This window comes from Eikenella sp. NML03-A-027 (assembly GCF_001648395.1).
Lineage (GTDB): Bacteria > Pseudomonadota > Gammaproteobacteria > Burkholderiales > Neisseriaceae > Eikenella > Eikenella exigua.
The window spans coordinates 14,494-38,254 of the sequence record NZ_LXSM01000011.1; the positions used below are offsets into that span (position 1 = coordinate 14,494).

The 23,761-nt window shown below is 55.0% G+C and carries 25 protein-coding genes; 6 read left to right on the top strand and 19 right to left on the bottom strand.

Going from position 1 to position 23,761, the window contains the following annotated elements; genetic code table 11:
* Positions 1-171 precede the first annotated feature (171 nt).
* The 18 genes from ispE to yjgA form a co-directional block, all read right to left on the bottom strand.
* Positions 172-1,029 carry a 4-(cytidine 5'-diphospho)-2-C-methyl-D-erythritol kinase gene (ispE, locus tag A7P96_RS04610; RefSeq protein WP_067525114.1) on the bottom strand — a complete coding sequence of 286 codons (858 nt, stop codon included), beginning with the start codon at positions 1,027-1,029 and terminating at the stop codon, positions 172-174.
* Positions 1,026-1,619 (bottom strand): outer membrane lipoprotein LolB, encoded by a 594-nt coding sequence (locus tag A7P96_RS04615; RefSeq protein ID WP_067525116.1) that lies wholly within the window; start codon positions 1,617-1,619, stop codon positions 1,026-1,028. The genes ispE and A7P96_RS04615 overlap by 4 nt, the downstream gene beginning before the upstream one ends.
* A 635-nt stretch (positions 1,620-2,254) precedes the next feature.
* Complete coding sequence (locus tag A7P96_RS04620; RefSeq protein ID WP_067525118.1) at positions 2,255-3,205, bottom strand: transposase; 951 nt, start codon at positions 3,203-3,205, stop codon at positions 2,255-2,257.
* 149 nt (positions 3,206-3,354) lie between these two features.
* The gene (locus A7P96_RS04625; protein WP_067525120.1) at positions 3,355-3,654 is read right to left on the bottom strand and encodes a hypothetical protein; all 300 of its coding nucleotides are present in this window, start codon (positions 3,652-3,654) and stop codon (positions 3,355-3,357) included.
* Positions 3,655-3,665: 11 nt separating this feature from the next.
* Complete coding sequence (locus tag A7P96_RS04630; RefSeq protein ID WP_067525122.1) at positions 3,666-4,697, bottom strand: zonular occludens toxin domain-containing protein; 1,032 nt, start codon at positions 4,695-4,697, stop codon at positions 3,666-3,668.
* Between the two features lie 12 nt (positions 4,698-4,709).
* Entirely contained in the window at positions 4,710-4,994 is a 285-nt protein-coding gene (locus tag A7P96_RS04635) for a DUF2523 domain-containing protein (protein ID WP_064105727.1), read from the bottom strand.
* Between the two features lies 1 nt (position 4,995).
* On the bottom strand, positions 4,996-6,309 hold the full coding sequence (locus A7P96_RS04640) for a virulence factor TspB C-terminal domain-related protein (protein WP_067525123.1): 1,314 nt from the start codon (positions 6,307-6,309) through the stop codon (positions 4,996-4,998).
* A 344-nt stretch (positions 6,310-6,653) separates the two neighbouring features.
* On the bottom strand, positions 6,654-6,899 hold the full coding sequence (locus tag A7P96_RS10950) for a hypothetical protein (RefSeq protein WP_197476443.1): 246 nt from the start codon (positions 6,897-6,899) through the stop codon (positions 6,654-6,656).
* Positions 6,900-6,975: 76 nt separating this feature from the next.
* Entirely contained in the window at positions 6,976-7,200 is a 225-nt protein-coding gene (locus tag A7P96_RS04650) for a major capsid protein (protein WP_067525127.1), read from the bottom strand.
* Positions 7,201-7,278: 78 nt separating this feature from the next.
* Entirely contained in the window at positions 7,279-7,503 is a 225-nt protein-coding gene (locus A7P96_RS04655; RefSeq protein ID WP_067525128.1) for a hypothetical protein, read from the bottom strand.
* A 3-nt stretch (positions 7,504-7,506) separates the two neighbouring features.
* A complete protein-coding gene (locus tag A7P96_RS04660) occupies positions 7,507-7,782 on the bottom strand; it encodes a hypothetical protein (protein WP_067525130.1) in 276 nt (91 codons plus the stop codon).
* Entirely contained in the window at positions 7,779-8,021 is a 243-nt protein-coding gene (locus A7P96_RS04665; protein WP_156496271.1) for a hypothetical protein, read from the bottom strand. The genes A7P96_RS04660 and A7P96_RS04665 overlap by 4 nt, the downstream gene beginning before the upstream one ends.
* Positions 8,022-8,038: 17 nt before the next feature.
* A complete protein-coding gene (locus tag A7P96_RS04670) occupies positions 8,039-8,974 on the bottom strand; it encodes a replication endonuclease (RefSeq protein WP_231863634.1) in 936 nt (311 codons plus the stop codon).
* Between the two features lie 227 nt (positions 8,975-9,201).
* Positions 9,202-10,632 carry a dihydrolipoyl dehydrogenase gene (gene lpdA / locus A7P96_RS04675; RefSeq protein WP_067525134.1) on the bottom strand — a complete coding sequence of 477 codons (1,431 nt, stop codon included), beginning with the start codon at positions 10,630-10,632 and terminating at the stop codon, positions 9,202-9,204.
* A gap of 104 nt (positions 10,633-10,736) precedes the next feature.
* Positions 10,737-11,606: a hypothetical protein gene (locus A7P96_RS04680; protein WP_067525137.1), complete on the bottom strand. Its 870-nt coding sequence runs from the start codon at positions 11,604-11,606 to the stop codon at positions 10,737-10,739.
* Between the two features lie 159 nt (positions 11,607-11,765).
* A complete protein-coding gene (locus A7P96_RS04685; RefSeq protein WP_067525139.1) occupies positions 11,766-12,524 on the bottom strand; it encodes a hypothetical protein in 759 nt (252 codons plus the stop codon).
* 185 nt (positions 12,525-12,709) lie between these two features.
* The gene (locus tag A7P96_RS04690) at positions 12,710-14,164 is read right to left on the bottom strand and encodes an MFS transporter (RefSeq protein ID WP_067525309.1); all 1,455 of its coding nucleotides are present in this window, start codon (positions 14,162-14,164) and stop codon (positions 12,710-12,712) included.
* A 538-nt stretch (positions 14,165-14,702) separates the two neighbouring features.
* Positions 14,703-15,260, bottom strand: a complete 558-nt coding sequence (gene yjgA, locus A7P96_RS04695) for a ribosome biogenesis factor YjgA (RefSeq protein ID WP_067525142.1) — start codon at positions 15,258-15,260, stop codon at positions 14,703-14,705.
* Positions 15,261-15,670: 410 nt separating this feature from the next.
* On the opposite strand from yjgA, the gene A7P96_RS04700 reads away from it, so the two are divergent.
* The 6 genes from A7P96_RS04700 to A7P96_RS04725 all read left to right on the top strand — a co-directional run bounded on the left by A7P96_RS04700 (position 15,671) and on the right by A7P96_RS04725 (position 23,074).
* On the top strand, positions 15,671-16,201 hold the full coding sequence (locus A7P96_RS04700; protein ID WP_231863635.1) for an SMI1/KNR4 family protein: 531 nt from the start codon (positions 15,671-15,673) through the stop codon (positions 16,199-16,201).
* Positions 16,202-16,382: 181 nt separating this feature from the next.
* Positions 16,383-18,680 carry a Tex family protein gene (locus A7P96_RS04705; RefSeq protein ID WP_067525144.1) on the top strand — a complete coding sequence of 766 codons (2,298 nt, stop codon included), beginning with the start codon at positions 16,383-16,385 and terminating at the stop codon, positions 18,678-18,680.
* Between the two features lie 223 nt (positions 18,681-18,903).
* The gene (locus tag A7P96_RS04710; RefSeq protein WP_067525146.1) at positions 18,904-19,698 is read left to right on the top strand and encodes a 3'-5' exonuclease; all 795 of its coding nucleotides are present in this window, start codon (positions 18,904-18,906) and stop codon (positions 19,696-19,698) included.
* Between the two features lie 181 nt (positions 19,699-19,879).
* A complete protein-coding gene (gene galU / locus A7P96_RS04715; RefSeq protein ID WP_067525148.1) occupies positions 19,880-20,764 on the top strand; it encodes a UTP--glucose-1-phosphate uridylyltransferase GalU in 885 nt (294 codons plus the stop codon).
* A gap of 164 nt (positions 20,765-20,928) precedes the next feature.
* Positions 20,929-22,509, top strand: coding sequence for an inorganic phosphate transporter (locus A7P96_RS04720; protein WP_067525150.1), 1,581 nt, complete (start codon positions 20,929-20,931; stop codon positions 22,507-22,509).
* Positions 22,510-22,768: 259 nt separating this feature from the next.
* Complete coding sequence (locus A7P96_RS04725; RefSeq protein WP_197476445.1) at positions 22,769-23,074, top strand: hypothetical protein; 306 nt, start codon at positions 22,769-22,771, stop codon at positions 23,072-23,074.
* A gap of 165 nt (positions 23,075-23,239) precedes the next feature.
* On the opposite strand, the gene secB is transcribed toward A7P96_RS04725, so the two are convergent.
* Positions 23,240-23,701, bottom strand: a complete 462-nt coding sequence (gene secB, locus A7P96_RS04730) for a protein-export chaperone SecB (protein ID WP_003823659.1) — start codon at positions 23,699-23,701, stop codon at positions 23,240-23,242.
* Positions 23,702-23,761: the final 60 nt, after the last annotated feature.

Below are 23,761 nucleotides of genomic sequence, written 5' to 3' on the forward strand. Positions count from 1 at the left end.
TGCGGCAGGCGATTCAAGAAAGAGACGAATTATGCGTTTTTTTCGGTATATTGTCAAGCGTGCCTGATGTTTTTGTCATAGTGGATAAAATTGAGACAAGGCGGCGAGCCGCAGACAGCACAAGTAGTATGGCAAGGCGGGCCAACGCCGTAGCTTTCTTTTTTTAATCCACTATATTTTCAGGATGCCTTGCAAGGGATGCCTATCCAAACCGCGCACGCACCAGGCAGCCAGATTTTCAGGTAGCCTACTATAGATATACTCGGCTTCGCCTTGCGTGGCGCAGGCGATAAACAGGCAGGCGCCGGAGCCGGTCAGCTGCGGCGTGCCGTGGTCTTGCAGTAGGCGGAAGGCGGCGGCTACGGGCGGGTATTCGGCCAGCACCACGGTCTGCATATCGTTGCGGAAAGGTTGCAGTTGCGCGAAACCGGGTTGCGTGCAGGGCGGGCTGTTGCGGGTGAGCTCGGGGTGGGCGAAGATTTTCGGGGTAGCCACATGCACATCGGGGCGCACCACTACATACCACTGTTCCGGCACGGCCAGCGGGCTCAGGATTTCGCCGATGCCTTGCACAAAAGCGCTTTGTCCGAACAGGAAAAACGGCACGTCCGCACCCAGCTTCAGGCCGAGCGCTTGCAGCGTTTCGGGCGGCACGGCGGTGTGCCACAAATGATTGAGGGCAAGCAGCACGGTAGCGGCATCCGAGCTGCCGCCGCCCAGCCCGCCGCTGCTGGGAATATGTTTGTCCAGCCAGATTCCCACACCGTCGGAGCTACCTGAAAACTGTTGCAGCAAGCGGGCGGCGCGGTGGCTCAAATCTTGTTCGGGCGGGATGCTGCCGGCGGGGTTGTGCAGGATGATTTTCCCGTCTTCGCGCGGCAGCAGCCACACCGTATCGCATAGATCGATCAGGCAGAAGATGCTTTCGAGCAGGTGGTAGCCGTCGGCCCGGCGGCCGATGATGCGCAGGTCGAGATTGAGCTTGGCCGGGGCGGGAAAAGCTCGGGCGGCGGGGTGCGGCTGCATCATACGGCCTGCCCGGCATTATCTGCGCAGCTGCCGGGGCGCTGCTCCGGTTGGCCGAAGCGGTCGAACACCAGGCGCAGGCTCAGACCGGTGCGTTCCAGCAGCAGCATGCGCACTTGGCCGTCTTCGCCCAAATTGCGTTGGATCTTCCAGCCCATTTGCTGCAGGCGGCCGTCGGGCAGCACGCTGTAGGGCTCGCCGGGCACGCGTAGGCCGTTGGCCCAGCGGTCGATATAGGCCACGGGCAGGTCGTAGCCGAGCAGCTGTCGGCTGAGTTCGGCGGTGGTGGTGGCGCGGAAAACCTGGCCGTTGGACGCCACCGCCTGCACCCCGCCGCTGTCTTGGCACAAACGCCCCACGCTGTTGCCAAGCGGGGTTTTCACTTCAAACAGCTGCACGGCGGCAGTACGCAGCCAATCGAAATTGGCATAACTGCCGCGTTCGTTTTCCTTTACGCCCATGCGGCCGGAGGCTTCAAACTCGGGCGTGGCGGCATCGTCGTGCCAGCTTTCGGCAGACATTTGCGTGCCAAGGCCGGTACAGGCAGCGAGCAGGAGGGCGGCGGAGATTGGGAGGAGGCGGTGTCGGATCATGGGCTTTCGTATTCTGAATGGATAGTAAGAGCGGCCGGATAGATATGAAAATTTTCAGGTAGCCTCAAGCCGAGGAGAGGCTACCTGAAAATCAATCGGCCAACGGAATGGCCGTTATCCATATCTGGCAACGGGCGGATTTTAGCACGGCATCAGCAGTTTGGGTGGGCGGATATCAACCCCGCCCCACGAAATCGGCTGCCGTCGGCAACGTTGAAGGCTACCTGAAAGCAAAGCACCAACGAAGCTGGAAATACGTTCGCACTATTTTCAGGTAGCCTTTGATATAGCAGCAGGGCGGATATATAGTGAATGGGAAAGAGAAGAAAACCGGGCGGCGGGCCGCAGACAATATCTACATACCTGCGCGAAACAACGCCGTTGATTCCTACATCATCAAACCCGCCTCTCCAGCATTTCAGGTAGCCCCAACCAAGCCCGCTCCATAATCGGCAGGCACACAAAAGATACTGTTACATATCTTGTCAAATTTTCACTGTGTAAATATTAGTTAAATCTCCGTATCTCTCTTGATTTTTCGACGTATTTCCCCTTGCGAAGCGGTAACCATTTAGCTGCCGCGCTTCGCTTGGCGGCAACCTGCCTGCCTTTACCTCCTGCGGAGCTAAAGCCATTCAGGCTGCTTGTATTTGCGGGTCGTAGGGTCTGCCACTCTTTAAGACGGTAAAACAGTACACCAACAACTTGCGCATTATCGCGCAAACAATCTGCTTACCCGTCTTCCCAGCGGCCTTTAACCGATTAACAAACGGCTGCCATTCCGGCAAAGTGAATGCGCGGACTGCCGGCATATATAACGCCGTGCGAATGGTCTTATCCCCTTGCTTCGAGATAGCGACAAACCTTGTTTTCTTTTCGCCGCTTTGCTTGATAATGGGGTTTAATCCGACGTACTTAATCGCAGCCTTTGCCGTGCTGAACGTCTTGAACCCGAACAGCGTTATCAGGTGGGGTATCGTCGCTGCACCGATGCCCCGAACCGACTTTAGCAGGTCGGCCTTGTCTTTGAGGTCTGGACTTTGCTTGATGTGCGTTTGAATTTGCTGCTCGACTTGCGCGATCTGCTGCCGCAGATGCGCTATTGTGTCGGCGATGATGGGCGCCGTTACGTCTTGCGATACCTGAAAGCGGTTTTGATTGGCGACTACCATTTCTTTCAAATATTCGACTTGACGGGTTAGCGCTTTCAATTGTCGCTCGGATTTCGGCGGCGGTGCGTACAGCGTGGGCTGTGTCATCCGGCAATACTTGGCAATGGTCTTGGCATCTTGCTTGTCTGTTTTGACTGCCAGCAATTGCATTTCGGCAAATTTCTTAATGCTTAACGGGTTTGCGATCGCTACGCGATGGCCTTCATCATGCAGCCAATCGGCGATGTGTTCGCTATAAATGCCCGTCGCCTCCAAACAGGCGTAAACGGGCTTGTCCGTGTATTTCTTGAGCCAATCCCGCAGCTTCTCAAATCCGCTTTGGTCGTTTTTCAATACGCGATGTAGGTACTTTTCCCCTACGATTAGGCAGCAGTCTATTTTCTTCTTGCTTACATCTATTCCTAAATAGTTCATGGTGTATTCTCCACTTATATGCAGGCTCGCTGCGCGGCCTTCGATACTGTTCAGAATTAAATGTGGGAGCTCCGCCCTGCCTATCTTTTGTTCGGCCTCCTACGACCAGCTACCTTTCACGGCATCCATTGGGCGGGGGGACTACAAAACTACTCAAAAACTTCAAACTTTGCATTTGCCGTTACATGTGCTAACTGCTCAACGGCTTCAATCATATTAGCCAATATCAGGCTTTCGGCGCGGTCTAGCTCGAACTCCTGCTTGACGGTGGCCAACGCTTTAGCCAAAACGTCTGCTTGCTGGCCGTCCACTATCAACGCGCCCAACGTCCTGTTTTCAGGCTGTGGGTTGCCAAGGACACGCTTTGCCAGCAAAAAATTACCGTCGTACTCTTCGCCCTTCAAAACCCGTACATCTACCAAACCATTTACAGGCACTTTCTCAAACATTTCACATCTCCTTAGGATTTATCCGCTACGGCACTCTGCACGGCGGTTCGGTATGGATTGTAAATGCCGTTTTCGGCAAAGTCGATACACAAGCCCTTATCCATGCCCCTGATAGGGGTGGCTTGGTCGGTATAACAGGTACAGCTATCGCCGCTTTTCACACAGGCGACAGGGTAGGGCATGGTGCTGATGGCTGTGTTCTGCGGTGCGTAGGCTGGGGCTGTCCACGGTTTGCCGTCCATGCTGGGCTTAAAATCTTCTGGTTTAAGGGTCTTGACCTCTTCAGCGGGCGGCGCGTAGGCTGGGGCGCTGTCGCCGCCTGGCGTCTGGTGCGGTGCAGTAGCTCCTCCCCCTCCGCCTGTCGGCGATGCGTCCGCTTGCGCTGCCGCAGTCTGTTCGGGCTCAAGCCTATCTTTAAACTGCGCATAGCCCCAATAGGACAGGCCAGCAGTGGCCAGCAGCACTACGGGCATGAGCCACAGCCATTTGCTTTTGCCCTGTACTGTCTTGGTGTGAACTTCGGCGGACTTGTACAGGTTATACGCGGACTTATCCAGCTTATAGCCGCGGACAAGGGCTAAATCGATATCCGCCCTGCTGTCGGGATTAGCGCATTTCTGCCACTCGTACATGCGACGCGTGCCGAGCTGGCTAATCCATAGGTGCTTATGGTTGCCGACAAGTGCCTTTAGGTTGTAGTCAAGCTGCCCGGGCTTTTGCGAGAGCAGGTAGATATCAACCCCTTTGTGGCGGTGCGTTTCCATGGCTTGCACAGCTTCAGGCACTTTTGAGCCGTTGGAGCGGGCGCGCCAGTAGCGCTGACATTCGTCTACCACGAGTATTGCCCCGTCAGGTAGCCATTCGTGCCAGTTGCTGCCGTTGCAGCCTTCCGGCATGGGCAAATAGGGGATTTTGTCGCTGTCCAGTTCGTTAATGCCGTCGATGTAAAGCGGGCGGTTGCGCAGGTCTTCGCGCTTGGCCAGCATGGATACCATGTGCAGGGTTTTGCCTGTGCCGGGGTTGCCTGTAATCAGATATATCATGGTGGGTTGTCCTTATTTTTTCATGCCAGCTATCAGCTTGCCGCTGGCTTTAATGGTGCTGATAAAGGCGAATGCGCCAAAGAGCCAATTCAGGGCGACGCCGCCGCCTGCGATGTAAAATATTTGCAGCGCATCTGCGGGGATGGCGCCCATCTGTGTTTGCAGCCAACCGGCGAACTTGTTTTGCAGCAGGTTCAGCCCGGCGTAAGACACGAAGCCGACCCCTAACGCCGTTATCAGCTTTCCGGCCACGCTCATCAATACGCCTGTTAATACGCTGCCTAGATTCAGCCTCATTTCATAGCTCCTTTACCGCGTTATAGGCCATTATCATGGCCATTACCATTGCCGCCAGTATTATCAGCGGGCGCACTTTGCGCAGGAAATCGCAGCTTTGCGCGTAGCTGAACTGGTACGACTTGCCGAATATCTCGAACGTTACAGGCTGCGGACAAACGCCGTCGTTGCTGAATATGTTGGCAGGCTTGAAGTCGAAATCAATTTGCTTTTCAGGTATAACGGGGTCGGTGTAATCGGCATTCCCCGCTTCGGCACACATTAGGCTGTTTGGGTTCTGGGCGCAGATATCGGGCTTTTCGCTGCTGCTTCCTTCCTTGGCTGGTCGCGTGTCTTGAGCCTGCTGCTGGCTTTTGCCGACCTCTGCCCGCGTAGGTGCTTGGCTCGTGTTGGCGGCCAAATCCGGCCTGTTAATCGTTGTTTGGGTTACTGTGCCGTTGTTGTTGACGACAAACTGGGTTTGTTGGGCTTGATTGCTACCGGCGGGAGTGTAGGGAGAAGTTAGAAAGGTGTTATCTGCCGGGCTGCCTGAAACCATGCTTTGGGTATTGCCGGGGCCAAGGTGGCCGCCTGCCCACAGGGCATTAATTAGCTGGGTCATGGCTTCGGTGTTTTTGTTGAGTGCGCTGTTTTGGTCGGCAAGCTGCTGTAATACGATTTGCTGCATTTCTGCGGCATTGAGCATGAGTTCTTCCGGCGTAATGGGGCGCTGGAAGAGCTCAGGAGTGGGAGCAACCTGTTTCACTGCATGAGATACTTGTACACCATTAATTTCAAAAGGATAAGTGCCAAACACTTTGCTATCATAGCCGCCCTTGCCGTTTGGATAGCGGTTTGTTGATTTAATATATCCGTTGGACAATGTTACCGGCTCTTTATAAATGCCGATGATGCCAAAACCGGGGTAATCCGCGTTTTGACCGCCTTGGGCACTACGGTAAACTACATATACCTTCGACAGCCCTTTTAACTCTTCATAGCTTTTCGCAAACTCTTCGCGGGCTTGTATCACGCTGGCGGTTTTAGCTTCTTGGGCTTTGACAAAGATGTCCTTGAGGCTGTTGAGGCCGCTGCCGATATCGAATACGTCAAAGGCGGCTGCTGCTGACAGTGCGCCTTCGGCGTAGTTGCCTTGGCCGATGGATTTGGCGGCATTTTGGGCGGCGGGTGAATTGACTACCCGTCCGGCTACATCACCGGCAATCAGGCCGGTTACTGCTTTGTTCATCACGCTACCGCCTGCGCCGCCCGGGATTTGGGTTTGCGTCTGGATTTGACCGCGTGCGACGTTGCCGTAATTGTCAGTCAGATTCACAGGGTGGCTTCGCTGGCCTAGGCTGGGGGTTGCCCTAGTAAATGTTGCCCGCGGCACTTGTCCGGGCTGGTACTCCCCAATAGTCATTCGCCCTGCTTGGCTGTTGTAGCTGAAAGTTTGCCCAGTCCTTGCGGTTGCCATCTGCTGTATCGCTGGCGTATTCTGCGGCGGGTAGGCGGGCGGTACGTCTGCCCGGGCTACCTGAACGGCTGCAACAACAGCCAAAATGGCAACAGCACAGCGATAAAGCCGATGTAAAAATAAACGGTCATGTCTTGTCTTCCTTCCTGCCCATATAGTCAAACGCACAGCCCGCAGGACTGTGCTTATCTTTCGGAGTTCGTTCATGCTTCCCCCTCTGCGTTGGCGGCTTTGTGGATGAATGCGATAAAGTAGCGTATGCAATAGGCTGTAACCATCAGGCCGACGATGGCGGCGGCCACCGCCGCGCCGTCTTTGAATTCGGCGACTGGGTCGCAATCGCCGAAGCTCAGGTTCACGGGCTGCCCGGCAAACGTCCATGTCTCCCCGCTTTTAACCGGATGCAACAGTTTGCCGTCTGCCGTGATAACGGGGGCAACCGTGGACATTTGGTAATCGGTTGCCGCTGCCTTGGTCTCAAAACACTGGCTGCCTATTCTGTAGCCCATAATTGCCCCCTTCGGCTTAGCCGCCGCGGTTAATCACTTTCATGATTACGCGGTAGCCGACAAAGGCGAGAGCTACACCGAGGAATGCGCCGCCTACGGCTGCAACCATCGGTTTCAGCTTGCCGATTTCGGCCACTGCGGTGGTGCTCAAATCGTCTTCAGCGAAGGCGAGAATGGGCATGGCTAAGGTTGTACCCAGTACGGCTGCACGGGCTTTTGCGTTATTAATCAAGTTTTTCATAACATTTCCTTTCAAGTTGTAAAAAATGCGGGCGTTACAGGGGTTTTTATCCAGCCTGCCCGCGGGGGCTGAATAGGTTCAGACATCAAACGTCAGACTATCGCCTTCTTGGAAGAAAACAACCTCTTCAAATTCATCATCTAAAGCCTCCAATTCCGCTTTAATCTCATCTCGTCTTGAAATCAATTCATTAAGTTCATCTATGCGCCCCTCTTCCAAAAGTTCATCACCAGTGGAGACAAGCTCATCAATAACTGCATCTAATTCGTCTTTTAAATCCCAATAATGGTTAATATCTGCCATCTATTACTCCACAATCGTGAAATACAGGAAGTCTTTGAATGCTCGTGGCATTACCCTTACTCTTAACGGGTCGCCGCTTTTGTATTTGGTGTACAATTCGGGGGATTTAGTCTTTAGCTGGTAAAGGCTGGTGGCCTCTTCGGTTCTGACAATTACGCCGACGTAGTAGGCTTTGTAGGTGTTGCCTTCGCGGTCTTTCTTTTCTTTGGCGATAATGCGGTCAAAACTGGCTTCGATGTAAAAGCCTTCGGTGGGTTTGCTGGTTTCGTTGCTGCTCATTTTGCTTTCCTTTCGTTTGCTTGGGTGGGTGGTACTTCGTCTAAAACTTGCCATTCTTCCTGTTCGTCTTCTTCTTGGAACATAACGGAAATTTGTGCGCGGCCTCTGAACATTCGTTGTTGCAGTTCTTGTATTGCCTCTATCGGGTTTGAATAAGTGTCTATAAAAATATCGGTGCTTTCTGTAACGGCACAGGCGATAAATCCTTTTTGCATATTCCCTCGTACTAATATTTCCATTTCGTTTAGTCCTTTCGTTAAATCGGAGTGGCGGCTATCGCTTCGCGATTTTTGTATGCCCATTTGCTGCCTAGTTCTTCCTTCAGGCGTTCTAAAAAGTTGTCTTCGGTTATCGATATATAGTTTTGCGGTTCGCCCAGGACTTTGTTTCCTTTCAAGGTTTTGTAAAAAAAATAGCTGTCCCATTCTTGCACCCACTTGGCGAGTTTCTGCCGCCATTGTTTCGACCCTTCGCTTACGAATTGAAAACCACTTGTCGCAATCTTCCAGCGAAAGCCTTTATCTTGACTGGTCTGGCACAAGCGGACGCCTTTATCTGCGCTTATCCGTGCGTTTATGTGTTTGCCTATGTATTTGGCGATGTAGTTTGCCAAGCCTTTGCTGTTTGTTTTTACCGGCATGAGTTCGCTTCTGCCGAAGCCGTATTTGCCCATTGCTTCGCGTAGGCGTGCCCAGTGGCCGCGTATCGCGGCATTCGCGCTTTTGTAATTACGGGCGGCGATTTGGCGGAAGTTCAGACCACGGCGGATGTTTTCCTTGCAGGCTACTAGCAGGTGGTAATGTATGCGGCCTGTTTTGGTTCGTTCGACTACGCGGATGTATTGTTTGTAGTGGTGTTTCAAGAAGTTTGTGCGCAGGCTGTTGAAGCGGCGCTGTGCTTCTTTGGGGTCTTTTACGTCGTCGGCAAAGGTCAGCGTTAAAAATCCAACGCGGTCGATGCCGTGGCGGTCTATAAAAGACTTGACGTTGAGTTGCAGCACATAGGCTGATTTGCGGTGGACGGTCGTGAACTCATTCAACCGAGCTTCCACAGCTTCGGCGGTATCGGCCTGCCAGCCCCACTTCACAGGGGCAGTGGTGCTGCCGATTGAGTTGTTTTTATTTAGACAAGGAAGGCTGCGGCTCGCTACGCTTGCCTTGCCCTGCCTCATCATCTGTTGTTTGAGTTTCATAAAAAATCGCCCTTGGTCTATGACACAAGGGCAATCTTTGCTTACTCGAATGCAGGCTGGCTGTCAAGCAACCGCCTAAGATACTGTTCAGATTGGTTTTTACTGCTTGCCCCTGTTGTCGGGGCGTAATATAAGGCTACCTGAAATCTACAAACCATTTCAGGTAGCCTTCATCACCTCCTGCCTGCCCTACGCGCCATTTCGCACAAGGCAGGCAGGCGGCGGGATTAGCCGTGTAGGGCACGCTTGTCGGCGGCCAGGGCGGCTTCGTGCACCACTTCCGACAGGGTCGGGTGGGCGTGGACGATGCGGGCGATGTCTTCGCTGCTGGCGCAGAATTCCATGCCCACCACGCCTTCGCTGATCAGCTCGCTCACCATCGGGCCGATCATGTGCACGCCTAAGATGCGGTCGGTTTTGGCATCGGCCAGCACTTTAACCGTGCCTTTGGCTTTGCCCAAACCCATGGCGCGGCCGTTGGCGGCAAAGCCGGACGTGCCTTTTTTGTAGTCCACGCCTTCTGCTTTGAGCTGCTCTTCGGTTTTGCCCACCCAGGCGATTTCCGGGTCGGTGTAGATAACCCACGGGATGGTGTTGAAATCGAGGTGCGGTTTCTGGCCGGCAATGCGTTCGGCTACGGCCACGCCTTCGTCGCTGGCTTTGTGTGCCAACATCGGGCCGCGCACCACGTCGCCGATGGCCCATACGTTGGGCAGGTTGGTGCGGCATTCGCCGTCCACCACGATGAAGCCGCGCTCGTCTTTCTGCAGGCCGACCGCTTCGGCATTCAGGCCGTGGGTGTTGGGCACGCGGCCGATGGCCACGATGAGCTTATCGAACTCGGCAGTTTGCGCTTCGCCCTTGGCGTTGTTGTATTCCACCACCACTTTGCTGCCGCTGGTGATTTTGTTCAGTTTCACGCCCAGCTGGATGTTCAAGCCTTGCTCGCGGGTGAAGTATTTGAACGCTTCTTTGGCAATCTGCTGGTCGGCGGCGCCGAGGAACACGGGGGAGGCTTCCAAAATAGTGACTTCTGCGCCCACGCGTTTCCACACCGAGCCCATTTCCAAACCGATGACGCCAGCACCAATGACGCCGAGCTTGGCCGGCACTTGGGTCAAATTCAACGCGCCTTCGTTATCCAACACGTTCACGTTATCGATGTCCACCAAGGGCAGCGCGCGCGGGGTGGAGCCGGTGGCCACGATGATGTGCTTACCTTCAACCGTGGTTTTTGCGCCTTTGTCGTCCACTTCCAGCTGCCAGAAATCGCCATTTTTGCCTACGAAGGAGGCCGTGCCGAACAGGCTGGTTACTTTATTTTTCTGAAACAGGAACTTAATCCCGCCTGTGAGCTTGGTGACGATAGCATCTTTGCGCTCGATCATCTTGGCGGCGTCAAACTGCACATTGCCCACAGTGATGCCGTGTTCGGCAAAGTCATGCTGCGCAGCATGGAAATGCTCGGACGATTGCAACAGAGCTTTGGAAGGGATGCAGCCCACGTTCAGGCAGGTGCCGCCCAAAGCGGGGGCGTCGCCGGCCTTATTCACGCCGGCATCGATACAGGCGGTTTTGAAACCCAGCTGTGCGGCGCGGATGGCGGCAACATAACCGCCGGGGCCGGCGCCGATTACCACTACGTCGAATTGAGACATTTGAAGCTCCTTTATGTGTGAAAAGCGGGGTGGAGAAAGAATCAGCCGCCTAGCATGGGAAGCATTGGCATCACTCTGCGTTAAGCGGCTGTAAGATCATAAGATTATTTAGGTGCGGAAGCGGATTGTCCGCCACCCATGCCCGTTTTATGCTGCTCCATATATTCTTGCAGCTCAACCAAGGAAGATTGAATGGATTCCCAATCTCCTTTGATGGCGTCCACGGAAGTGGGTTTGCCTTGTTTGTCCCAAGCGGAGAGAACAGGTTGTTCTGTCCCATTGAGGTTGACAATGGAGTTAAGCATGATGCTCCCGCCTGGATAATAGTAGTTTAAGATGAGGCGTTGTTTATCTGCAGCGGAACGCCCCCACACCATCGGTTTGCCATCGTTATAGAAGAACACCACTTCGTCATCCGACTCAGACCCACTATCACGAACTTGGAGAACCTGGCGGCCGTTGCGGTACATACCGTACCAGCCGTCAAGTTTGCCTTGGGTAAATTTGCCGGCGGCAAATACCGTGCCGTCCTCCTCTTTCCACACCACCAGGCTATCGTTCACATCGGTGGAGAAGTTTTTCGGATCGCCGTCTTTGGAGAGAATGGCGGGCAGAATCTGCGGCTTGCCGCTGTCTTGGTAGAAATCCTGCACCACTAAGCGACCATCGGGCATGGTGCCCAACACTTCACGGTAATAGCCGCCGACGCTGGGTTTATCGGTGGGTTTGGAATCTTTGTCGAAATAAATCACCTGCTTCTCAGCAGCAGGCTGATAACCTTCCACGGCTTTGGCAGCCGCCGCTTCAAGTTCTGTTGCATCGGCAGGCAAGGCCATAGCAGTCGCCTGCTGGCCTTCGGCAGTGTTGGAAGCAGCCGGCGGTGCAAATGCTGCGTTGTTTTGGCTATTGTTTTGATTGGGATTACAGGCGGCCAGCAACAGGGCCGCAGCCACAGTGGCGAAGTGTTTATTCATAGATTTCCCTATTGGAATTAGTGAGTATCTACGCGATTGGCAGATTGATGCAATTCTATAGCCAAACTCATTATTTTTCCATACAGGATGCTACCCACACCGCCATAGCAAAAGGCTACCTGAAGGGTTTCAGGTAGCCTTTGATAGTTTATACCAGCTTTAGCGCAGGTGTTTGCTCATCAGATAATTCACGCGCTGGAGGCTCTCGCGCAGCTGAGTCTGCACCTCGTCTGCCGTGGCGCTGCTGCCGTCTTCCTTCCAAAATTCGGTTTTCACATCTTCCTTGCCCACGCTCTGCATCAGTTTGTTGCCGTTGGCGTAATAGTAGGTACGCACCAAGCCGTTTTCGGTGTGGTTATCGATGAGCTCGAACATCGGTTTGCCGTTTTCGTAGTAGCCTTTCATTTCGAAGGGCGTGTCTTTCACATCCGGCTCGCCCGCAATGCTCAACACCAGCTGGCCGTTTTCGCCATACATACCTGCGCGAAGCTGTTTGCCGTCATGGATTTCGGCAAAATTCGTGAGGCGGCCTTCGGGGGTGTACCACACCACCAAACCTTCAATCACATCGGAACTGAAGTTTTTCAGCTCGCTGTCTTTACCGATAACCACGGGATTGATTTGCTTGGTGCGGCTGTCTTGGTAGAAATCCTGCACCACGGCGCGGCCTTCGGCGGTGCGGCCGAGCAGAACGCGGTAGTAGCCGCCTTTCATCGGGCGTTCGGCGGCATCGCCGTCGGCATCGTAGTAGGCGATGATGTTTTCCTTGGCTTCGCGCTGGCGCACGGCGGCTGCGGCCTGCTCGGTGCGGGCGGACAGCTGGTCGGCACGGGCGGGGAAGGCTTCGCCGCTGCCGGTGGCGGCACAGGCGCCGAGCAGGGCGGACAATACGGCGGCGGTGAGAATATTTTTCAGCATAAGGGATTTGCTCCTAAAAATAAAAACGCTGGGTGGCGCGCAGTCTACACCAAAAGGCGGACGGCGTGTCTACGCGGGAATATTGCAGCTTGTTTTGTATCAATATTTTTAGTCAATCAAGATTGGGTTCGTTGGGATTTCGATTTTCAGGTAGCCTTTCTGCCTGATTGAGGCTACCTGAAAACCTACCCCTGCAGCGGCAACTTGCGCCCCACCAGCCACACCAGGCCGAGCACCGGCAGGCCCAGAAGCGCGGTGAAGAGGAAAAAGCCGTCGTAGCCGATTTGGTTCACGATGCTGCCGGAGTAGCCGCCCAGCGTTTTGGGCAGGAGCGTCATCAGCGAGCTGAACAGGGCGTATTGCACGGCGGTAAACCGGATACTGGTGAGCGAGGAGAGGAAGGCCACAAATACGGCGCTGGCCAAGCCGCCGGCGAGGTTGTCGAAGGCCACGGCCAAATAGAGGAAGGGCAGATTGTGCCCCTGCCAAAACAGCAGGATAAACAGCAAATTGGTGGCCGAAGCCAGCACGGCGCCGAGCATCATCATGCGCATCACGGCAAACCGCTGCGCCAAGAGGCCGCCGAAAAAGCCGCCGGCAATCGACATCAGCACGCCGAAGGTTTTCACCGCCCCGGCAATCTCGTCTTTGCTGAAGCCCATATCGGCATAAAACACATTGGCGATCACCCCGGCCACGATATCCGAAATGCGGTATAGCCCGATTAAGGCTAGTAGCAGCGCAGCATGGCGGCCGTAGCGTTGGAAAAAGTCGGCCAGCGGCAACACCCAGGTTTGCCGCACCACTTCGCCGCGCACCAGCCCCAGCAACACCAACAGCCGACCCGTCAGCACCGCCGCCATCAATGCCGCCGAAAGCCGAGCGCCTTCCCACAACAGGGAAAGCAGCGGCCCTTGGTTTTCAGGTAGCCATCCGCCAGCCCAGCGGAACATCAGCACAAAAGCCGCCACCGCACACACAAACAAGCCCACCAGCCGTGCATTGTCGCCCAGCGCCAAGCCGGCCGGCCGCTCGCGTTTTACCGCAGGCTCGGCCACCCACAGCGTGGTGAGCACCCCGGCGCCCATGGTGGCCGCCATCAGCCAATACGTGTTGCGCCAGGCGGCATACAGATAATGCCCCTTTTCCGAGCCGAAGCCGCTGGCCAGCCACAATGCGCCCGCCCCGGCCACAATCATGCCCACGCGGTAGCCCGCCGTATAAGTGGCCGACATCACCGACTGCATCGCCGCATCGCCCGGCGCGCTTTCGATGCGGTAGGCATCAATCACCACGTCCTGCGTGGCCGAAGAAAAGCCGAGCAACACCGCCGCTGCCGCCATCCACGGCAACACCGCCGCATTGGCCGGATTGAGCGCGGCCATCGCCAAAATCGCGGCGATAATCAGCCCCTGCGCCAGCAGCAGCCAGCCGCGCCGCTGCCCGAAACGGCGCGTGAGCCACGGCAGCGGCAGCGCATCAATTAACGGCGCCCAGATGAATTTGAAGGAATAGCCCAATGCCGCCCAGCTGAACATGGTAACCGTGGCGCGGTCGACGCCGGCTTCGGTGAGCCACAACGAGAGGCTGGAGAAAATCAGCAAAATCGGAATCCCCGCCGCAAAACCGAGCAACAGCATGGCGATGGCGCGGCGGTCGGTATAGCCCGCCCACGCGCGCCGCAGCGGCGTTTGGCCGTCGGCATGGGAGGAGTCGGCTGGGCGTTGGCTGGATGAGGTCATGGTGCTGCTCCGCTGCGGGGTAAAACTGGGAAACGCGGCATTATAGCGCGTTTGCCGAAACGGTAAGGTTAAGCCACATTCGGGACGAATGCCCTCCCCCTGTTCAGCATATCCCCAACAGCGAAATCAAAAGGATGAAACCGCGATGCCCAACCAAGCCCGGCTGGCCGCAGCATAGCGGATTCAATACGGCATTGGCTCGCCCTGCCCTATAGTGGATTAACAAAAATCAGGACAAGGCGGCGAGCCGCAGACAGTACAGGTAGTACGGCAAGGCGAGGCAACGCTGTACTGGTTTTTGTTAATTCACTATATTTTGATTTTCATCCGCTATCCGCACCAAGCCCCGGCACCACGGCAAACAAAATAAAGGCTACCTGAAAACTGGAAAACTGTTTTTCAGGTAGCCTTTTCTTGCTAGCTAGGGCCAAACCGCTTATTCCTGCTCCCCGCCCTGCCCGTCTTCCTCCTCCGGCGCGCCTGCGGCGGGGTTATCCGCCTCCATCGCTTCTTTCAGGTAGCGATAGAGCGCGCGGAAGTGTTTGGGCGGCTTGGCCTGCTCGCGTTCCTTGCGCGTGTTGCGAATCAGGGTGCGCAACTGGCCGGCTTCGGCGGCGGGGTAATCGCGCAGGAAGTCGGTGAGCGCATCGTCGCTTTCCAACAGGGTTTCGCGCATCTGTTCCACACGCTGCAAGAACGCGTTGTAAGCAGCGTGGCTGCCCTGCAGTTTGTCGAGAAACTCGCGGATCGGCTCCGGATCGAGATCGCGCATCAGGCGGCCGATGTATTGCGTTTGCCGCTTGAGCGCGCCGTTGCTGTTAATTTTCTTATACATGGCAATGGCTTCGCGCAATTCTTCGGGCAATTCGATTTTCTTCAGGGTGTCGCCGGAGAGGCGGGCAAGCTGCATGCCCAAATCCTGCAAATCGTGCATTTCTTTTTTGTGGCGGGTTTTGCTCACCCATTCCTGCTGGTCGTCTGGCTGCTGTTGCATAACGGTTTCCATAGAAAAAGTTGGCGGCATTTTAGCAAAGTTTGCGCACGGCGGCTTTCAGGTAGCCTGAGTTTAGGTAGGAAGGCTACCTGAAAATAGTTATAGCAAATCACAAATCAACTTAACTCCAAATACGGCGTTGGCTTGCCTTGTATCGAAAGTGCATTGATTTGCTATATTACGATATATGGCATAATCCGGCTTTTGCCTTTTCAGGTAGCCTCCAGCCTCAACCATGGATTATCTAAAACATATATCCGCCCTCTATCAGCTCAATTTCCCCCTGCTGCTTGCCCGAAGCCAAAATCACCGCTACCGAACAACGCCTAGGCATCCGCTTTCCTGCCGTCTTGCGCAAATATCTGCTTACATTAGGCGGCAGCGAAGCGGTCAATTAATCGTTTAACCGATTGTTGCCATTAGAAAAGATAGATTTTGACGGCGATTATCTGGTGCTGATGGAAGAAAACCAAGGCGTGTTTTTGTGTGGCATTGCCAGAGCCGATTTGGCGCAAGACAACCCGCCTGTCCATATCAGCTTTTATACCGATAAAACCGAAAGCTACGAATGGCAGCCGCACCTGCCTGACACCCGCGCCCTACTGCTGGAATTGGCTTGCACCAACGCCGCTATGGGCGGTCTGTACTACTGCGCCAACTTCATGAACGAGGAATCGATAGATGCCCAAGCCGCACGGTTTATCCAACAAAACCGCACCGAAATCATAGAACTCCGCAAAGAGAACCAACGCTTCTACACCGACGGTTTTCACGAAATCATCCTGCTTTGTTTTGCTGAAAACGGCAACGCAAGCGGCGTATTTATCGGCACTGCCGACCAAGACCGCTTCGACACTCTGCTCGAACTGTTCGGCTGGGACAATTGGCTCTACACTTCTTATGACGAAGAAGAAGATGATGAAGAATATGATGAGGAATAAGCCGGCGACATCGCCGCTTGACCCATCCGAAATCCTGCTATTTTGATTCAGATACAAGCCACAACAATCCGATTTTCTTACGCGCTTGTTGCCTATCTTCCCGACATTCCTCTACACAAGCGGACAAATTGAAATCACCACTTTTAATACAATGCATTGAAATTTTAATAGGAAATAACTAATGAACATCACCCAAATCCTCTCCCAAGAACTCTCCGCCACTGCCGCCCAAATCACCGCCGCCATCGAGCTTTTAGACGACGGCGCGACTGTGCCGTTTATCGCCCGTTACCGCAAGGAAGCCACGGGCGGGCTGGACGATACGCAGTTGCGACAGCTTGCCGAGCGGCTGCAATACCTGCGCGAGTTGGAAGAGCGCAAAGCCGTTGTTTTAAAAAGCATTGAAGAGCAAGGCAAGCTTTCAGACGACCTCAGGGCGCAAATCGAAGCCGCCGACAACAAAACCGCGCTAGAAGACCTGTACCTGCCCTACAAGCCCAAACGCCGCACCAAAGCGCAAATCGCGCGCGAACACGGGTTGCAGCCGCTGGCGGACGTTTTGCTTGCCGAGCAGCCGCAGGACGTGGAAGCCGCCGCGCAAGGCTACCTGAACGAAAACGTCCCCGACGCCAAAGCCGCGCTGGACGGCGCGCGCGCGATTCTGATGGAGCAGTTTGCCGAAGACGCGGAACTCATTGGCACGCTGCGCGACAAGCTGTGGAACGAAGCCGAAATCCACGCGCAAGTCGTTGAAGGCAAAGAAACCGAAGGCGAAAAATTCAGCGATTATTTCGACCACCGCGAACCCGTCCGCGCCATGCCCAGCCATCGCGCGCTGGCGGTTTTGCGCGGCCGCAACGAAGGCGTGTTGAACATCGCGCTCAAATACCAGCCCGACGACACGCCGATTACGCAGCAAAGCGAATACGAGCAAATCATCGCCCGCCGTTTCAAGGTTTCAGACGGCCACAAATGGCTGCGCGACACCGTGCGCCTGACTTGGCGCGCAAAAATCTTTTTGTCGCTGGAGCTTGAAGCCTTAGGTCGTCTGAAAGAAGCCGCCGACACCGACGCGATTACCGTGTTCGCCCGCAATCTCAAAGACTTGCTGCTCGCCGCGCCCGCCGGACGGCTGACCACGCTGGGACTCGACCCCGGCTACCGCAACGGTGTGAAATGCGCCGTGGTGGACGACACGGGCAAGCTGCTGGATACGGTTATCGTCTATTTGCACCAAGAAAACAATATGTTGGCAACACTGTCGCGCCTGATTAAACAACACGGCGTGAAGCTCATCGCCATCGGCAACGGCACCGCCAGCCGCGAAACCGACAAAATCGCGGGCGAACTGGTGCGCGGGATGCCGGAAATGGGGCTGCACAAAATCGTCGTCTCCGAAGCCGGCGCATCGATTTATTCCGCGTCCGAACTGGCGGCGCGCGAGTTCCCCGACTTGGACGTTTCCCTGCGCGGCGCGGTGTCCATCGCCCGCAGGCTGCAAGACCCGCTCGCCGAATTGGTGAAAATCGACCCCAAATCCATCGGCGTAGGTCAGTATCAGCACGACGTGAACCAAAGTCAGCTCGCCAAATCGCTGGACGCGGTGGTCGAAGACTGCGTGAACGCCGTCGGCGTGGACGTGAACACCGCCTCCGCCCCGCTCTTGGCGCGGATTTCCGGTTTGAATCAAACCCTTGCTCAAAACATCATCGCCTACCGCGATGAAAACGGCGCGTTCGACAGCCGCAAAAAATTGCTGAAAGTGCCGCGTTTGGGCGAAAAAACCTTCGAACAGGCGGCGGGCTTTTTGCGGATTAACGGCGGCAAAGAGCCGCTGGACGCGAGCGCCGTCCACCCCGAAGCCTATCCCGTCGTCGCCAAAATGCTGGCGCAACAAGGCATTACCGCCGCCGAACTCATCGGTAACCGCGAGCGCGTGAAGCAAATCAAAGCGTCCGACTTCACCGACGAGCGCTTCGGCCTGCCGACCATTCTGGACATCCTGTCCGAGCTGGAAAAACCCGGCCGCGACCCGCGCGGCGAATTTCAGACGGCCTCATTCGCCGAAGACATACACGAAATCAGCGACTTGCAAGTCGGCATGATACTCGAAGGCGTGGTCTCCAACGTCGCCAACTTCGGCGCATTCGTAGACATCGGCGTCCATCAGGACGGCTTGGTGCACATCTCCGCCCTGTCCAATAAGTTCGTCCAAGACCCGCGCGAAGTCGTGAAAGCCGGAGATGTAGTGAAAGTGAAAGTGCTGGAAGTCGATGCGGCCAGAAAACGCATCGCGCTGACCATGCGCTTGGATGACGAACCGGGCGGCGCAGCCAAAGGCAACAGGTCGTCTGAAAACGTGCGTAGCGAGTTTCGTCAAAACAAACACTCCGAACGCTGCGACCGCAAACCACAACGCAACGACCGCGCCCCAACCAATTCGGCGATGGCGGATGCGTTTGCGAAGTTGAAGCGGTAAGGCGGATATCAAAAAGAGCTGCAGAGCAATTTGCGGCTCTTTTTTCACAGCTGATTCAGGATGTGCAAATAAAAGGTTCCATTAGGAATTGAGGCCGTGCCTGCAATTTTATTGCAGTGATTTGGCCAAGCAGCCGCAGGCTACCTGAAACTCATCAACCAATCTTGGCGAAACCCCCGCTTCGTGCCACAATCCATGCTGTTCCCACCTCACGCCGCCCATCATGACTCCGATCCTCGCCTTCGATATCGAAACCGTTCCCGATGCCAACGGCATCCGCCTACTGCACGGCCTACCTGCCGATACGCCCGCTGCCGACGTGGTCGCCTGGGCGCAGCAGCAGCGCCGCGCCACCCACAACGGCAGCGATTTCATGCCCTATCATTTGCAGCAGGTGGTGGCCATTTCCTGCTGTATGCGCTGGGGCGGCGACAAAATCCACGTCGGCACCATCGGCGAAATCGGCGACAGCGAAGAAACCATCATCGCCAAATTTTTCGAGCTGATCGAAAACCACACCCCGCAGCTGGTGAGCTGGAACGGCGGCGGCTTCGACCTGCCCGTGCTGCACTACCGCGCCCTGATTCATGGCCTATCCGCCGCCCGCTATTGGGACACCGGTGAGGGCGATTTCGGCGACAGCCGCGACTTCAAATGGAACAACTACATCAACCGCTACCACAACCGCCATTGCGACCTGATGGACCTGCTCGCCCTCCACCAGCCCCGCGCCAGCGTGCCCTTAGACGACATGGCCAAGCTGTGCGGCTTCCCCGGCAAGCTGGGCATGGACGGCAGCAAAGTGTGGCAAGCCTTCCACGAAGGCCGCCTGCGCGAAATCCGCGACTACTGCGAAACCGACGCCGCCAACACCTACCTCATGTTCCAACGCTTCCGCCTGATGAGCGGTGCAGCCGATGCCGACGAATACGAAATGGAAATCCGGCGGCTTAAAGGCTACCTGAAAACTCAAGAAGACAAAGTACATTGGCAGGAATTTCTGGCCGCATGGCGTTGAAATGCAGCCGAAAAGGCTACCTGAAAATTTCAGGTAGCCTTTAAACATCCATTGTAAGCCGTGTCTGTGGCTATAGCTAAAGTACTTATTTCTTCCTACCACGTTGGCTCGTCTTGTATGAAAAAATAATTGCTTTAGCTATATAATGCGCCATCTTTCGAACTGACACCGAAGCAAAACCATGCAAAACCCCGTTCTAATCAAAAAAGCCGTCTTCCCCGTGGCCGGGATGGGCACGCGCTTTCTGCCCGCCACCAAGGCCAGTCCCAAAGAAATGCTGCCGATTGTAGATAAGCCGCTGATTCAATACGCAGTGGAAGAGGCCGTAGCCGCCGGCTGCACCGAATTGGTGTTTGTTACCGGCCGCAACAAACGCAGCATCGAAGACCATTTCGACAAGGCCTACGAGCTGGAAACCGAACTGGAACAGCGCCACAAAACTTCGCTGCTCTCGCATGTGCGCGATATTTTGCCGCCCGATGTTACCTGCCTGTATATCCGCCAGGCCGAGGCCTTGGGCTTGGGGCATGCCGTGCTGTGTGCCCGCGCGGCGGTGGGCAACGAGCCCTTTGCCGTGATTCTGGCCGACGACCTAATCGATGCGCCGCAGGGTGCGATTGCGCAAATGGCCGAGGTGTACCGTCAAACCGGCAATAGCGTGCTGGGCGTGGAAACCGTAGCGCCTTCGCAAACCGGCTCCTACGGCATCGTGGAAGTGTCGCCGTGGCAGCAATATCAGCGCATTCAAAGCATTGTGGAAAAACCGAAGCCGGAAGAAGCACCGTCCAACCTGGCCGTGGTGGGGCGCTACATCCTCACGCCGCGCATTTTCTCCCTGCTGCAAACCGTAGGGCGCGGGGCGGGCGGCGAAATCCAGCTTACCGACGGCATCGCCAAGCTGTTGGAACACGAACCGGTGTTGGCACACGCTTTTGCGGGCAAACGCTACGACTGCGGCAGCAAGCTGGGCTACCTGGAAGCCACGCTGGCCTACGGGCTGAAACACCCGGAAACGGCGGAAGCGTTCCGCACGCTATTGCAGGAATACAGTCAGGCAAAAGTGTAGCAATCCGCCCATTCTGTATATCAGGCTACCTGAGGCGATGCTTTCAGGTAGCCTGATTTTGCATGCAGCACAAATTGGTTTGGTATAATTGCGCCGTTTGTTCGGCTGCAGCATGAATTGCTGCGGCTGCCATATTCAACATTTTGTTTGTAAAGATTTTCACCATGGCCGGTTCTTCTGCCTCGCTGCGTTTGAAAAGCGTTAATTTCCTCGGTATGGCCTTGTTGTTCAGCGTGTCCTGCTATTTCATCTATTGGGGGCTGGGCTATATACAACATAACCATTCCGCGCTGTTTATTCTCGCGGCACTGTTCGGCATCTTTATGGCGTTCAATATCGGTGGCAACGATGTGGCCAACTCCTTTGGCACTTCGGTGGGCGCCGGCACGCTGAGCATCCCGCAGGCGCTGGCCGTGGCGGCGGTGTTTGAAGTGAGCGGCGCGATACTGGTTGGCGGCGGCGTTACCGATACCATCCGCAACGGCATCGTGGATTTGAGCAGCATGACACTGGAACCTGTGCAATTTGTCCATATTATGATGGCTGCACTGGCCGCCGCCTCGTTGTGGCTGCTGTTTGCCTCGCAAAAAGGCCTACCAGTGTCCACCACGCATTCCATCATCGGCGGCATCGTGGGAGCAGCGATGGTTTTGGGCTTTTACAACAACGGTTTGGCCGGTTTGAATATGGTGCACTGGGAAAAAATCGGCGAAATCGCTATTTCCTGGGTGCTCTCGCCACTCTTGGGTGGGGTAACTTCCTATTTGGTGTTTAAAAACATTAAAACCTATATCCTGGGCTACAACGTGGCCTCCAGCCGCCATGTGCAGCGCCTGCGCAAGCAAAAATTGGCCTACAAAAAGGAACACAAAACACGCTTCGAGCAGATGAGCGAATTGCAGCAGATGGCCTACACCGCCACCATCGTGCGCGATGCCCAGCTTTACAACGAAGGCAACTACCAACCAGAAGAGCTGGTGTCCGACTACTATCGCGGCCTGCACGAAATCGACTGCCGCAAAGACGAAATCAACGCCTTCCGTGCCCTGCGCCTGTGGGTGCCGCTGGTGGGTGCGGTAGGCGGCATGGTGATGGCGGCGATGCTGCTGTTTAAAGGCCTAAAACACCTCAATTTAGGCTTGGGTACGCTGGATAACCTGCTGATTGTCGGCATGGTTGGCGCGGTATTGTGGATGGGCACGTTTGCCTACGCCCGCACCCTGAAAACTGGTGCCAATCTCGACCGCGCCACCTTCATCATGTTCAGCTGGCTGCAAGTGTTTACTGCCTGCTGCTTTGCCTTCAGCCACGGTTCGAACGACATCGCCAACGCCATCGGTCCGTTTGCCGCCATCATGGACGTGCTGCGCAGCGGCACCATCGGCAGCAGCGGCGACATTCCGCCAATTACCATGCTCACCTTTGGCGTATCGCTGGTGGTAGGGCTGTGGTTTATCGGGCGGGAAGTGATTGCCACCGTGGGCGAAAACTTGGCCAAAATGCACCCCTCTTCCGGCTTCGTGGCCGAGCTCTCCGCCGCCACCGTTGTGATGCTGGCCTCCGCGCTGGGGCTGCCCGTATCCAGCACCCACATCCTCGTTGGCGCCGTGCTCGGCATTGGGCTGGTAAACCGCAATGCCAACTGGCGGCTGATGAAGCCGATCGCCTTGGCTTGGGTAATCACCGTGCCGGCCGCCGGCCTGCTGGCATCGATTTGCTTTATTGTGCTAAATGCGGTTTTCTGATTAAAGGCTACCTGAAAAACAGCTTCTATAAGCTTCAGGTAACCTTTTAGTTGAGCTAGGCTACCTGAAAGCGTCAGCCTCAACGGAGTAGAAACATAGCGTAGCAGCGTTTCTGCGAAGCTAAAACTTAATTGGGAAACATCCGCAAGCCTGCCAGCTATCTTACCGACATCTCTCCGGGAAGAAGGGATAGCCATGCCTGCAGACGAATTTGCCAAAAATCTCTATCTGGGAAAGCTGAAATTTCTCAAATCTTGTTTTGAACAACAGCCGGCCTACCCCCAGCACTGTAAATACCAAAATAAAAACCCTGCTGCTTAACGATAGCCAAACCGAACAGCTTAAAGAAACAATCAACACCCTGCTGGATGATGTGTTCTACACCATATCGTTAGGATTGGATGGCGAATGTGCGATAGGAAACATTCAACAAACTTATAAAATTTATGACACACAAGACTGCCTCATTTCCGATTGCGGCGAACTGGAAATAAGTACAGGCGATTATTTCAATGACCGTAAATACGAGAAAGAGATAAAACGAATCAGGGGAATAACAGAATAATCTTTAGGCATTCCCTTGAAGATTGGCTTTTGGGCTGCCGGAAGTTTTCAGGTAGCCTTCTAGATGATAAAGAGGCTACCTGAAAAATAAACAGCCTCTTTGTGCAAAACGCAAAACAGGCTATGGCATTTCCTACCATAGCCTGCTTGCCTTATTGACCTCGAATTAAGCGTTGCCAGCAGCCGGAGCATTGGCAGCGGCTTGTTGCTGTTCGTACATGGCTTCGAAGTTGATCGGCATCAATACCACGGGCGGGAAGCCGGCACGGGTGATGCAGGAAGACACAGCTTCGCGGGCATAGGGGTAGAGGATGTTCGGGCAGGCAATGCCGAGCAATACTTTCACATCTTGCTCCGGAATGTTTGCCAAACGGAAAATGCCGCTCTGCGCCACTTCGTTCAGGAACAATACTTTGCCATCAGGCAACTTAGCGGTGACGGTGACGGTGACGGTTACTTCGTGGTGTTCTTCTTCCAGTTTCTTAGAATCGGTGTGTACTTGGATTTCCACGTTCGGAGCATCCTGGCTGAGGAATACTTCCGGTGCGTGCGGCACTTCCAAAGACAAATCCTTTACATACAGTCTTTCTACATTGAAAATCGGTTGCTGTTGTTCTTGTTCGCTCATGGTTTACTCCTGAGAAAGGGGTGAAAAAATCAAAATGGAGATATGGCGGATTGATCCGCT